The 13,075-nt window shown below is 36.7% G+C and carries 11 protein-coding genes; 7 read left to right on the top strand and 4 right to left on the bottom strand.

Translation table 11 applies throughout. From position 1 onward, the window contains the following. Window positions 1-4 precede the first annotated feature (4 nt). Window positions 5-775 carry a FadR/GntR family transcriptional regulator gene (locus ACO1O5_RS08575; RefSeq protein WP_486269430.1) on the top strand — a complete coding sequence of 257 codons (771 nt, stop codon included), beginning with the start codon at window positions 5-7 and terminating at the stop codon, window positions 773-775. A 25-nt stretch (window positions 776-800) separates the two neighbouring features. Here the strand turns inward: ACO1O5_RS08575 and ACO1O5_RS08570 are convergent, their stop codons facing one another. The 4 genes from ACO1O5_RS08570 to ACO1O5_RS08555 all read right to left on the bottom strand — a co-directional run bounded on the left by ACO1O5_RS08570 (window position 801) and on the right by ACO1O5_RS08555 (window position 4,683). Then, complete coding sequence (locus tag ACO1O5_RS08570) at window positions 801-2,144, bottom strand: glutamate synthase-related protein (RefSeq protein ID WP_486269429.1); 1,344 nt, start codon at window positions 2,142-2,144, stop codon at window positions 801-803. Between the two features lie 35 nt (window positions 2,145-2,179). After that, a complete protein-coding gene (locus ACO1O5_RS08565; protein ID WP_486269428.1) occupies window positions 2,180-2,482 on the bottom strand; it encodes an HPF/RaiA family ribosome-associated protein in 303 nt (100 codons plus the stop codon). A 123-nt stretch (window positions 2,483-2,605) separates the two neighbouring features. Continuing rightward, on the bottom strand, window positions 2,606-3,997 hold the full coding sequence (locus ACO1O5_RS08560) for an ATP-binding protein (RefSeq protein WP_486269427.1): 1,392 nt from the start codon (window positions 3,995-3,997) through the stop codon (window positions 2,606-2,608). Then, window positions 3,997-4,683 (bottom strand): response regulator transcription factor, encoded by a 687-nt coding sequence (locus tag ACO1O5_RS08555; protein WP_486269426.1) that lies wholly within the window; start codon window positions 4,681-4,683, stop codon window positions 3,997-3,999. The genes ACO1O5_RS08560 and ACO1O5_RS08555 overlap by 1 nt, the downstream gene beginning before the upstream one ends. A gap of 180 nt (window positions 4,684-4,863) precedes the next feature. Here ACO1O5_RS08555 and ACO1O5_RS08550 point away from each other — a divergent pair, with 180 nt between their 5' ends. The 6 genes from ACO1O5_RS08550 to tkt all read left to right on the top strand — a co-directional run bounded on the left by ACO1O5_RS08550 (window position 4,864) and on the right by tkt (window position 12,911). Next, window positions 4,864-5,385 (top strand): hypothetical protein, encoded by a 522-nt coding sequence (locus ACO1O5_RS08550; RefSeq protein WP_486269425.1) that lies wholly within the window; start codon window positions 4,864-4,866, stop codon window positions 5,383-5,385. A 569-nt stretch (window positions 5,386-5,954) separates the two neighbouring features. Beyond that, a complete protein-coding gene (locus ACO1O5_RS08545; protein ID WP_486269424.1) occupies window positions 5,955-6,659 on the top strand; it encodes a hemerythrin domain-containing protein in 705 nt (234 codons plus the stop codon). A 29-nt stretch (window positions 6,660-6,688) separates the two neighbouring features. After that, entirely contained in the window at window positions 6,689-7,789 is a 1,101-nt protein-coding gene (tal, locus tag ACO1O5_RS08540; RefSeq protein WP_486269423.1) for a transaldolase, read from the top strand. Then, entirely contained in the window at window positions 7,783-8,220 is a 438-nt protein-coding gene (locus ACO1O5_RS08535) for a hypothetical protein (protein ID WP_486269422.1), read from the top strand. Before tal ends, ACO1O5_RS08535 begins: the two co-directional genes overlap by 7 nt. A 148-nt stretch (window positions 8,221-8,368) precedes the next feature. Then, window positions 8,369-10,768, top strand: a complete 2,400-nt coding sequence (locus tag ACO1O5_RS08530; protein WP_486269421.1) for a glycoside hydrolase family 15 protein — start codon at window positions 8,369-8,371, stop codon at window positions 10,766-10,768. A gap of 133 nt (window positions 10,769-10,901) precedes the next feature. After that, window positions 10,902-12,911: a transketolase gene (gene tkt / locus ACO1O5_RS08525; RefSeq protein ID WP_486269420.1), complete on the top strand. Its 2,010-nt coding sequence runs from the start codon at window positions 10,902-10,904 to the stop codon at window positions 12,909-12,911. Window positions 12,912-13,075: the final 164 nt, after the last annotated feature.

Raw genomic sequence — 13,075 nt, 5'->3', positions numbered from 1 at the left:
TTCTTTGTCATACATTTACCGGAGTGATAAATTACCTGTTGGTTCTGAACAATTGAATAAGATTAATATGAATATAGAAGCAATAAAAAATAATTTAAGGACGGTGGATACCAGTTCCCTCGTTGATAAAGTAGAAGCCAAACTTGTAGAATTGCTGCAAAAAAGAAAGTTGAAGGTAGGTGATACCATTCCTAAAGAACTTGAGCTGGCCGAAACATTAGGCGTAAGCCGCACCGTTATACGCGAAGCTTTATTACGTCTTCGTATGATGGGTTTAATAGAATCAAAGAAGAAAAAAGGTTCAGTGATCACCAGCCCCGATTTGTTTGGTATGATGAGCAAAAGCATGAACCCGCATGTACTTGACCAGGAAACACTAAAGGAGATTTTTGAAATAAGACTTGTATTGGAGATAGGAATGGCTGATCTTCTTTTTAAAAGAGTAACCAAAGAAGATATTGCAGAACTCAAAGAAATAGTAAGAAATGAACCGCCGGCTGCCCAATATCATTTATTTAACATAGATCATGAGATCGCCTTTCATGGAAAACTTTACGAAATAACAGGAAATGAAACTTTGAAGAAGTTTCAAAAAATGCTGCTCCCGGTATTTGATTACGTGCACAAAAGTGGTTTATTAAAAAAGCAGCCCTTACTCAAAACTTTTACCTCTCATAAAACGCTTGTAAATATTCTTGAAACCGGCACTCCTGAGGAATTTAGAAATGGAATGAGAAATCATTTAGAAAATCATTTCGTAAGGATCTTCCAATAACAAATCAACTATCAATGCCGCTTTTTTAATTAAATGAAATTGCTGAATTTTTATTATGCTCAGTGTAGGTATTTTTTATGATTCGAAATGATTTTTCCTGATCGGCATTTTTGAAATGCTGGTTATCTATATCAATATTCGCCGGTTGAAAATTATTTAGCTTGTGTAAAAGAGAAGACAATGTTATTTCTTTAAGATGTATATATCCGAAAGAATTCATCAAGTCAATAGTGCTTCTCAATATTTCATTCCGCAGTTGATAATAATGACCCGAAAAGGCTGTTGCCTGAATATTAGTAATTTTTTTATTTTTTTTATCAGTTAAAAAATTATTCTGCATCATAATGGCATCTGCCCCTAAGGCAACGAGCTTTAGTACATCTAACGGGGCGCCAATTTTAGTGGCAGCAATAATTTTAACTCCCTTTGTCAATCCGTATATTTCCAAAGTTTTTGATGCAAATAATAAAGCATCATAAAATGGCATGCACAAATTATTTTCAACAGAACAATCTTCAATAACAATATAATCAGGTATTATTTCCGTTTTACGAAAGGCATAACAGATTTCATGAAATTCCTTCTTATTAGTAATGCAAAGCCTTATGCCAACCGGCTTTTTACCGGACAGTTGCCGTAATGTATCTAAAAATATTGCCATGCTTTCAGCATTGCTGAATGCAGTATGTTTAGTAATTGGTTTTAAAATTATGCCTGGATATTTGGTGTTGGTGACAGCTTCCGTGTACCTATTTCTTTGTTTCGAAATAGTATGTCTTCTCACAGGCCCGGATAATTTCAATTCAATCATTTTTACACCCGGGTCACTTGCATTCAATCTAAATAATTCAGGATTAAAATTAAGATTATGATCCCTGCAACCAGCATAGCCAGGGCAAATTTTCAGTATTACTTCTTTCCTGGATTCATCAGTCCCGTCAATATCTTCATGGAAATGCTTCGAAAGATTATTACCATTGAGGGAAGTAGTATCATTGTGACTAAAAGCAGCGGCCTGATTTGTGCTGAACGTATCAATGCAAATCAGGCTGGAAAGATATGGCTGAGCGCAATGGCTGTTGCCAAATAATACGTTTAATTCATTGCCTTTGGCCTTGCAGGAAAGAATTACATTATCGCCCTTATTTAAGCCTCCCCCATTACCGTTTATTTTTGTATCCTTAGCCTCCTTTTTTGAAACTATTTTCTTATAATAAATCGCAAACGCGAATGAAGGAAGTGAAAAGAGCAATGCCCAATAAAAATCCCGGTTATATAAATAAGCAGTTTTTATAATTAAAACATTTATTAAAATAACCATTAAAAGAAATGCACTGCTAAACGAAAAAATTTTTTGCTTTTGAAACATGTTGACTCATTTTAAAATTTAAAAACGGGAAGAACTTATCTCCTTGTAAGCTGCCTTGTTTTGTTTCTTCTTAAAATTTCCTGCAGAACATCTACCGATTGGGAAACAGATCTGCGGTAACCTATGCTGCTTTTTTTTACATAATGATCGTAGCCCGGTACCACTAATCTTATTTCACATAATTTATTTTGTGGATTTTTACTGCTTCCCTTTCTTAGAATTACATTCGCCCGGATGATGCTATTACATTGCCTAAACAATTTTTTTACTTTCCCCCTTACAAATGTTTCCAAATTTTTGCCTGCCTTAAAATCTATTGATTTAATAATAATGTTCATAAAATTTATTTATTTTATAATAAGTGAATACTCTGTTCGTGAAAATCTCCAATGGACTATTTCGTCAAAACTAAGCCGCCCATATTAGAGGGAGATTAAGAACAAATTAGAAAGCAATTAAAATTATTTGGGCCGCACATTTTCGGCAATGGGGAGTCGTATTGAAACGGTAGTTCCTTTTCCAACAGTGGAACTAACTTTTATCTGGCCCTTGTGTAAGTTTATTATGCGATAAACTAAGGGCAAGCCAACACCAAAACCAGTAATCGATTTGCTATCTTCAGTCCTGTAAAAAGGCTGAAAAATATTCTTCAAATCAGTTTCAGAAATGCCTTTGCCATCGTCTTCGACAGAAATGACTATTTCCTTTGTCTCAACCGTTAATTTTATTTTAGCAAGATGGCTGGCTGAATATTTACAGGCATTTGAGACAACATTTTTTATGGCTGTGAGTAATAATTCGGCATTGCCAAATACCAATAATCTTTCTTCGTTTTCAGGCAATTGATCAAACTGAAGTTTTACTGAGTACTCCTTGTTCATTTTGGTAACTTCACCGGGAAGCTGCATTAGTATTTCATCCACTCTTATTGAATTAATTTCAATTCCCCCTTTAATACCGGACGCAGTTGCAAACTCTAATAGCGTTTGCGTTAATCTGCTCAACTGACGTACATCCTGGTAAACAGACTGCATTACTCCCTGGTATTCTTTGGCGTCCCGGGTTCTTTGAAGTGCCACCTCTAATTGGCTGGAAATAGAAGTTAACGGGGTGGATAATTCATGCGAGGCCGAGGAAATAAAACGGCGTTGCATTTCAAAACTTTGTTGCAAGCGGTCTAACAATTCATTCAAGGTTTCAGTAAGGTAGTTCCATTCATCATTCGCATTTCCTGATTTAATTCTATGCGCCAGGTTTTGTGCAGAAATATCTTTTACATCATCAGCAATCTTCCTGATAGGATTCAATAATATTTTAGAGAAAATATACCCTGAAGTAAATGCAATTAAATTGCCACAGATAAAACTTATCAGTAAAATAATTCTAAGACGATTAAGATTTCTTTTTCCTTCTTCATCAAAGGCAGCAGCCAGGATCACCGTCCCGTTACTATTTTTATTACGGTACAAGGCAACCACTTCCCTGTTGCCATTTGTGAAAAAATAAATCTTTTTCACTCTTGCCTTATCTAACATTTCGCCTGTAACATGTAAAGTATCGGACGGCTCATCATTATAGGCATATATTTTTTGATTAAGGTTGTTATACGCCTGAATAGCTTTGTGTTTCATAGGTATGATGGTGATCGAATCGATTTTATTCACCAGCCCCGGATCAAATATGTCAGGCTCGTCAAGCATGTTGGCAGTTGATATAGCATAATTGCTTAAATGCGCCCTGGTATTTGCTAACCTGTTGTTATAAAAAAAATAATAAATAAACCCACAAAATAATGTAAGCAGTAAAGACATTATAAGAGCAAAAAGCAAGGTAATCTTAATTCTTACATGCATTAGCGATCCTTTAATATATATCCCATACCTATCTGGGTCTGAATTAATTTGTGCTCAAAATGCTTGTCCACTTTGTTGCGCAGATAACTTATATAAACGTCAATAACATTGGTGTTAGTTTCAAAATCCACATCCCATACATTAATCGCGATGTCGACTCTTGAAACCAACCTGTTTTTATTGCGAAGCAGGTATTCAAGCAATTGGAATTCTTTCGCAGTAAGATTAATTATTCTATCATCTCTTTTAACCTCTTTGCTATCAAGATTCATTTCAAGGTCTGCTGCTTTCAAAACATTTCCAACCGGTAAGCTTTGGTTCGTTGTACGCTTAAGCAGTACCCTTATTTTCAGGAGCAGTTCTTTAAATTCAAATGGCTTCACCATATAATCATCAGCGCCTGATTCATAGCCTTCAATTTTATCATTAAGAGCACTCATCGAAGTGAGCATAAGAACTGGAATATGCTGATTTTGTGAACGAATCGCTTTGCACAGATCGTAACCATTCATGCCAGGAAGATTGATGTCAAGAATAACAAGATCAAAATCTTTGGCACAAAATAAATGATAGCCTAGTTTGCCATCGTAAGCAACTTCGATGTTAAAGCCAATTTCATCGAGCCCAAACTTAAGCGTATCCGCAATTTTTTTTTCGTCTTCAACAATTAATATTCTCCTCTCCATAAATGTAGAATAGCCTTTAGATGAAGCAATTTACTTCTTATCACTTTAGATTAGAAAAAATCAGGCATTTCTAATCACATTCTAATGTTGCCTTAATGCCAAACTAATAACGGGCATATAATTTTGCCTAACCCAAGAAAGTTATTTATTTAATCTGTTATTTAATTAATTATATCAATCATGTATACGATAATTATTGCTGCAATATTCGTTATAAGCACGATTGGCATCTTTACCATTTTTGCTTCCATAAGTAAGAAAAATGCAAGGAAAAACAAGAAAATGCTTCTTAAACGGCTTAGTATATCGGGGTCTGAACATGGACTTGCCTTTTCAAGCCAGGAAATATTGAAGAACAAAATAATTGGTCTTGATGGGCTAAATCAAACCCTGTTAATTCTTGAATTTGAAAATGCCGATAACATTATTTGTATTAAAATGCAGGAGGTAAAAAATTGCACAGTCGAGAAAAAATATGATAGCATCGTTATAGGTAATGAGAGGAAAGCAAAACCTGAACCTCACCTAAGAAGCATCAGTATTAACTTTTCTTTTAAAAATAGCCGCGAACCTATTTCAGTATCCATTTACGATAGCTGCATAAACAGCATTTATGAAATGCAGGAACTGGAAGCAAAAGCAAGGAATTGGGAAAAAACACTTTCAGGAATGATTTCGGGGGAGCTCGAAGTAAGAGCATAATTAAACTTTTTGGATAACTTAAATCAGAAATATTTTTTAGCCGGTTAAATGATCGCATCAATATTGTTATTGTAAAAAAAAATAAACAAACCAGAAATCTTAATGAAGAAAAGAGGCATATCAGTGAATTATTTTAATTGGCATTTTTGAACTTTTAGTTTTTTTATTTCATGTCATAAATTAGTATACTTTATAACGACCTTATTTAATAAAGTCAATAATATAAAATAATTAATCCTGAATTTGACAGGATTACATGTTTGTATAAGTGAATTGCCCGCCTGAAACCTAGGTTGAAGTAAATTATACAGATAAAGATACCTTATGACAACAGCCATAAGGCATGATACAAATGTAGTCAGGCAATTTATTTCATTATCGTTTTATATAAGATAAAGCAATCTTTTCTAATCACATTCTAATGTTGCCTTAATGCCAAACTAATAACCCGTATATAATTTTGGGAAGTGAAATTAATTATCATTAGGATTAAAATCACAGATAATAAATACATAAAGACGGGTAATTAATTAAGAGCATTTAAAGAGCCCAAAGCTAAAAAGTTTGATATGAATATGATACCATTTACTGAAACAGAAGGCGCCGTTGCTAATGAAAGACACTATGACCTGAAAATTTTAAAAGACAAAGGGATTGATCTCAGTCAAATTAAAACTGAAATCACCGTGGAAAACAGCAATGGATCTGTAAAGAGTGTGCTTCAGCCTTTTAAAGTCTTTAAGCCAATTTCAGGGAATGGCTTTGGCAAAGGGCAAACAGATTTCCTTGTTGATTACATTATTAAAACACATCACGAGTTTGCTAAAAAAAACGCTGCTGTTATTTATAACTTAGCTCAAAAAGTTACGTACCGGCATTGTGATAATCATCCCGAATTGCTAACACTCAATAAAATTATCTTTTTGTTCCTGCACGATTTATTAAATCATATGAAAGAAGAGCAGCAATTCATCTTTCCCTGCATCAGGCAAAAGGCAAACGCTATCAAATATTCCGAAATAAATGATACTTGCATTTCGCAATCGTTAGAGAGGAAAATAAAAGTGATGCAAAATGAACATGCAAAGTCATTTACGTATCTGAAAGCGCTTCGCCAGCTCACTAATAATTTTGGCATACCTTCTGATGCATGTAATTCTTATAAGGTCTTGTTTGAAAAAATAAAAGAGCTTGAAGATGATCTGTACATTCATTTTCATCTCGAAGATGATATTCTTTTCTCAAACGCATTGATTCTTACAAAGTATGATTGATTTATTAGATTAATTAACGATTAGATATTATGAAACAGAGTAGAGTAAAAAATATCCACGACTTTGGTCAGAGCATCTGGCTTGATTTTTTTGACCGGAAAATTATGGACTCGGGTGAATTAAAAAAATTAATTGATAATGACGGCATAAGTGGAGTAACTTCTAACCCTTCCATTTTTGAAAACGCAATCAGCAGCAGTTTAGATTATGATGATGATATTGCATCTCTTTCCCAAAAAAAAATCAGCGCCGAAGAAATATTCTTCGCACTTGCCGTTAAAGACATACAACGTGCCGATGGTTTTTTTAAACCCATCTACGAGAAAACAAAAGGGAACGACGGTTTCGTTAGCCTTGAGGTTTCTCCTCTTCTTGCCCACGATACAGATGGAACAATAAAGCAAGCCAGGGAATTATGGGGTGCTGTTAACCGAAAAAATGTTATGATCAAAATTCCGGCTACAGCAGAAGGGTTGCCTGCCATCAGACAATGTACCAGCGAAGGAATAAATATTAATATAACCCTGCTTTTTGGTTTGCCAAGGTATAAGCAGGTTACTGATGCCTATATATCCGGATTGGAAGACAGGATTAAAGTCAATCAACCCATTGACAAAATTACTTCAGTAGCAAGTTTTTTCCTCAGCCGGATTGATGTTTTGACTGATCCGCTTCTTGATGGAAGGCATTTGAATAATTTGAAGGGACAAGTGGCAATAGCTTCAGCAAAAAAGGCATACGAAATGTACAAGAATATTTTTGGTAGTGAGCGCTTCAAGACACTTGAAGCAAAAGGGGCAAAACGGCAACATGTTTTATGGGCAAGCACCGGTAGCAAAGATGCTTCTTACAGCGATGTGAAATATGTGGAGGCTTTAATAGGAAATGAAACTATAAATACGCTTCCGCTTAAAACCATTAACGCTTTTAATGATCATGGCCATGCAACAAACAGTCTGGAAAACGACCTCGATAAAGCAACAAGTGTACTGGCGCAGTTGAATAACAGCGGGCTCGACATAAATATCATTACACAAAAACTGGAAGATGAAGGAATAGAAAAATTTAATAAAGCATATAAGGTGTTGTTAAAAACAATTGAAAACAAAACAATGCAAGTTGTATGGTAAAACAATTTGAAAAATTAACAGAAGAAGAACGACAGCTTTTATATAAAGCACCCGTATTATTATCTGTGCTGGCTTCGTGCACTAATAGCAAACTTGACAAAGTTCAAAAAGCGGATGCAATTAAATTAGCACATTTAAAAACTTTTACAGCCCTACCGTTACTGCTTCCATATTACGCCGAAGTAGAGAAAGGTTTTAAAGAGCGGTTCGAATGTGCGGAAAAAAAATATTTTCCGTTTAATGACAATAAGCGCAACGAAATAAAAAAAGAATTGCATAGAATCAATTTTATTATCAGCAAACTGGATAAAGATTATTCTTTTACATTGCATGCCGGCCTGGATAAATTTGCTACACATGTAAAGAAAGCCCGGCATAGTATTCTACAGGATTTTATCTTTCCGCTACCAATGCAAGGATTATCATATTAGCGTTTTAAAATTTGATGCATGCCGAAATAAAAATAAAAGGAATCCTTTGCAGTGTTAACGACGATTGCAAAAGTATGCAGAAGCGCGGATTAGTATAGTAGCATTCAAATGGGCATGGAGGACTGGTGGTAAAATAAAATATGAATTTATGGTTAATCATTCACTAATGCCACCGGGCAAACCTGGCATTCCTGCACGCTGGACATCAAGCGCAAAATCCGGAATCGGTAAGGCGTTAAATTCACTATCGCAGGTTAGTTTTACAATAAGTCATGGAATTATTAATGAAGTCTATTTTCCAAGAGAAGATGTGGCGTGTACAAGGGACATGGAATTGATTGTAACTGATGGGAAAGATTTTTTTTCTGAAGAAAAAAGAGACACAAAACATTTCACTGAAACGATGGGCGATGGAATACCTGCGTATAAAATCACAAACGAATGCTTACAAAAAAAATATAAAATCATAAAAGAAATCATAACAGATCCTTTGCGAAATACGCTATTGCAGAAAATTGAATTTCTGCCAACAGGCGACGCGAAAAATCATTATCATTTATATGTGTTACTTGCTCCGCATTTATCTAATAGTGGTGGCGGAAACACAGCGTGGATAGGAGATTACAAAGGGGTTCCTATGATTTTTGCTAAGCGAAATGGGCTTGTATTGGCTTTGGCAAGTTCTCAAAACTGGTTAAAACGCTCAGTAGGGTTTGTGGGTGTTTCCGATGGATACGGAGATATTGAACAACATAAGCACATGACCTGCGAATACCAGCGTGCGGAAAATGGTAATGTGGCAATGATTGCTGAAATAGATTTAGCAGGAACAGATAATCCCTTTGTTCTCGCCGTGGGATTTGGATACGATGCTACTGAGGCAGGGCACCATGCATGGGCAAGCATTATAGATGGATTCGACTATGCCAAAAAACGTTATATCAGTGAATGGATGGAATGGCAAAAATCACTAACTCCGCAAGAAAAATCACAAGATAGCTCCGGAAAACTTTCGCGCATTAGCGCAGCGGTACTGCGCATACACGAATCCAAATCTTTTGTCGGCGGCACTATAGCAAGCATGTCTATCCCCTGGGGATTTTCGAAAGGAGATGATGATATTGGGGGTTATCATTTAGTATGGCCACGCGACCTGGTACAAATTGCCGGCGGGTTTCTATCCATGCATTCAAACGATGATGCTTTCCGGGTAATAAACTACCTGATGGTAACGCAGGAATCAGATGGACACTGGCCACAAAATATGTGGTTGTCCGGCAGGCGAAACATGATGGGAATTCAAATAGACCAGGTAGCATTACCAATTCTGTTAATTAATTTATGCAGCACAAATGGCGCTTTAGATTCACACATGATTCACACCTACTGGAAGATCGTAAAAAAAGCAGTTTCTTATATTATTAAGAATGGACCGGCGACAAGCCAGGACCGGTGGGAAGAAGAAAATGGAATATCCATATATACTTTAGCTGCAGAGATATCGGCATTACTGGCAGCCGCCGACTTTGCAGAAAAAAATAATGAATCAGTTGTAGCTGCATACTGCCGTGAAACGGCTGACTATTGGAACAATAATATTGAACATTGGACTTATGTAACAAATACATCACTGGCTCAGGAAGCAGGTGTAGAAGGTTATTATATACGCATTAATCCTGCAGGTATAGCAGCAAAGGATCTGGATGGAAAAACTATAAGACTTAAAAACCATTCTGATGATAATAGTTTGATGCCAATAAATGAATTGGTTAGTATTGATGCATTGGCATTAGTAAGATTTGGGCTACGTGCAGCGCACGATCCAAAAATACTCAATACCATTAAAGTAATAGACTCGACACTAAAAGTCGAAACACCTTATGGACCTTGCTGGCATCGTTATAATAATGATGGATATGGAGAGCATGAAGATGGGAGCCCGTATAATGGAACAGGTATTGGCCGAGCATGGCCGCTGCTTACCGGAGAAAGGGCTCATTACGAAATTGCAGCCGGTAATTATGAAAAAGCAGAAGCACTATTAACAACAATGGAAGCATTTGCAAATCATGGATTGTTCCCTGAGCAAATTTGGGATACAGAAGACATCCCCGAACAGAGTCTTTTTCTTGGAAAACACACAGGCTCCGCCTTACCTCTGGTATGGACACATGCAGAATATATCAAGTTGTGCTGGTCGCTAAAGCATAAAAAAGTTTTTGATTTACCGCTGCACACACAGGAACGGTATATTCAAAATAAACCGGAAACAGATTGGGAAGTTTGGCGTTATGAATACCCATGCAATACCATATCAAAAACAAAATATTTGCGGATAGAAGTTTTAACGCCCGCAATAGTTCGCTGGAGTATTGATGGCTGGGCAACAAAGAATGAAACAAATACGCATGATACAACCCTGGGAATACATTTAGTAACCCTGCCTGCAAAAACTTTTAATGAAGGAGAAATATTATTTACTTTCTACTGGTTAAATTCACAACGTTGGGAGAATAATGATTTCAAGGTAACTATCATTAACGATTGATAACAAATTGCTGAAGCGTAAGTTTGATACATTGAACAATTTTGAAAAGCCACGCTATGGTAACCTGGTGAAGCCCTCTTTATGGAAAACAAACACATCTCTTAAATTAATTAAAAGCCTTTAGGTCTTAATCATGAATAAGATAACACAAACTATAGAACAAACAGCAATCAATACAGTCAGAATATTAGCCGCCGATGCTGTACAAAAAGCAAACTCCGGTCATCCGGGAACGCCTATGGGGCTTGCACCCATGGGCCACGTGTTGTGGACGGAAAGTATGAACTACAATCCGCAAAATCCTCAATGGGCTAATCGGGATCGTTTCATATTATCCTGTGGCCATGCATGCATGTTGCAATACAGTTATTTGTATTTAACCGGCTATGACATCACCATGGAGGATATAAAAAATTTTCGGCAATTACATAGTAAAACAGCCGGTCATCCTGAATATGGCTTATTGGATGGCATTGAAGTAACTACCGGTCCGCTTGGACAAGGTTTTGCAAACGGAGTAGGCATGGGCATTGCGCAGCAATATCTTGCTTCACGATATAATAAACCGGATTATAAATTATTTGATTATAAAATTTACGCTATTTGCAGCGATGGTGATATGATGGAAGGTGTAACTGCGGAAGCCGCTTCGCTTGCGGGCCATTTACAATTAGGCAACCTTATTTATTTATATGATGATAACCAGATTACCATTGAAGGAGCAACTTCACTCGCCTTTAATGAAGATGTAGTGGAGCGTTTCCGTGCGTATGGATGGCATGTGCAATCTGTGGCAGATGGCAACGATATAGAAGCCATTGCTACTGCCGTTGAAAATGCAAAGAATGAAACGCATCGCCCTTCATTGATAAAAGTGCGCACCCACATTGGTTTTGGAAGCCCTAACAAAGAAGATACTGCAGCAGCGCATGGCTCTCCTTTAGGAAAGGATGAAGTAAAATTGGTAAAAGAAAATTTTGGATTCGACCCTGATAAAAGTTTTGTAGTACCGCATGATGTATTAAATTATTACAGGGAAAAAGGCAACGCAGGCATACAAAAAGAAGATGAATGGAATAATTTATATAAAAAATACAAAGAAAAATACGCTGATGAAACTGCTGAATATGAATTATTTAAAAGTGGAAAATTACCCGAAGGATGGAAAGAAAATCTGCCTGTTTTTAAACCCGATGCAAAGGGAATTGCAACTAGAAAAGCTTCTGGTAAAATGCTGAATGCTATTGCTGCAAAATTACCAATGCTCATTGGCGGCTCTGCTGATTTATCTCCCTCTACTGATACAACTTTAAATGATTTTGAATCGTTCACCAGTGAAAACCATAGTGGAAGAAACCTTCACTTCGGCATTCGTGAACATGCTATGGGCGCGGTTTTAAACGGCATAGCTGTCACCAAAGGCATTATTCCCTATGGCGCTACCTTTCTTATTTTTTCAGATTATATGCGGCCACCTGTTCGGCTGGCAGCTATCATGAAAATTCGCCCCATATTTATTTATACCCATGATAGCATTGGCCTGGGTGAAGATGGAACTACGCATCAGCCGGTAGAGCAATTAATTGGATTAAGATCCGTGCCCAATGTAATGGTTATACGCCCGGCAGATGCTAATGAAACGGTGCAGGCTTGGCGTGTAGCGCTTGAACATTCAGGCGGGCCTGTTGTATTAATATTAACCCGGCAGGAATTACCAATTATTGACCAGGATAAATATGCGAAAGCATCAGGGCTTGAAAAGGGAGCGTATATTTTGTCAGATTGTGATGGCGAGCCCCAGCTTATTTTAATGGGCACAGGGAGTGAAGTACATTTGTTATTGGAAGCACAGAAAAAATTAAAAACAGCATCCATCCAGGCTCGTGTAGTTAGTTTCCCAAGTTGGGAATTATTTGAAAAACAAAGCGAAGGATATAAACAAAAAATTTTCCCAAAAAATATTCGCAGAAGGTTAGCTGTGGAAGCCGGCTCGCCAATAGGCTGGTGCAAATATGTAACAGATGAAGGAGACATAATTGGAATTACAAAATTTGGAGAATCAGCGCCGGGCGACGAGGTTATGAAAGAGTATGGGTTTTCTGTAGAAAACGTTGTTGAAAGGGCAAGGGCATTATTGAAGTAAACTAGATCGGGTTTGAAGCAATTGAATATGCTATTATTTCACAAGTCACAATTTGAAAGATGTGTAATAAATGGATATAGAATTTGTGGTGATGAAGTTTCTGATGAATTGATCAAACAATTGAAAGAATGCAAGAATTACCATGGTTATAACCTGGCTATTAT

The sequence above is a fragment of the Ginsengibacter sp. genome (genome assembly GCF_057362405.1).
Note: the sequence above shows the minus strand (reverse complement) of the source record. Positions and strands in the feature narration are given on the sequence as shown.

Bases quoted from the DNA above. Each gene is read 5' to 3' on its own strand.
- ACO1O5_RS08570 (WP_486269429.1), bottom strand. From the start codon at position 2,144: ATGTTTCAAAAGCAAAAAATTTTTTCGTTTAGCAGTGCATTTCTTTTA.
- ACO1O5_RS08565 (WP_486269428.1), bottom strand. From the start codon at position 2,482: ATGAACATTATTATTAAATCAATAGATTTTAAGGCAGGCAAAAATTTG.
- ACO1O5_RS08560 (WP_486269427.1), bottom strand. From the start codon at position 3,997: ATGCATGTAAGAATTAAGATTACCTTGCTTTTTGCTCTTATAATGTCT.
- ACO1O5_RS08555 (WP_486269426.1), bottom strand. From the start codon at position 4,683: ATGGAGAGGAGAATATTAATTGTTGAAGACGAAAAAAAAATTGCGGAT.
- ACO1O5_RS08550 (WP_486269425.1), top strand. From the start codon at position 4,864: ATGTATACGATAATTATTGCTGCAATATTCGTTATAAGCACGATTGGC.
- ACO1O5_RS08545 (WP_486269424.1), top strand. From the start codon at position 5,955: ATGAATATGATACCATTTACTGAAACAGAAGGCGCCGTTGCTAATGAA.
- tal (WP_486269423.1), top strand. From the start codon at position 6,689: ATGAAACAGAGTAGAGTAAAAAATATCCACGACTTTGGTCAGAGCATC.
- ACO1O5_RS08535 (WP_486269422.1), top strand. From the start codon at position 7,783: ATGGTAAAACAATTTGAAAAATTAACAGAAGAAGAACGACAGCTTTTA.
- ACO1O5_RS08530 (WP_486269421.1), top strand. From the start codon at position 8,369: ATGGTTAATCATTCACTAATGCCACCGGGCAAACCTGGCATTCCTGCA.
- tkt (WP_486269420.1), top strand. From the start codon at position 10,902: ATGAATAAGATAACACAAACTATAGAACAAACAGCAATCAATACAGTC.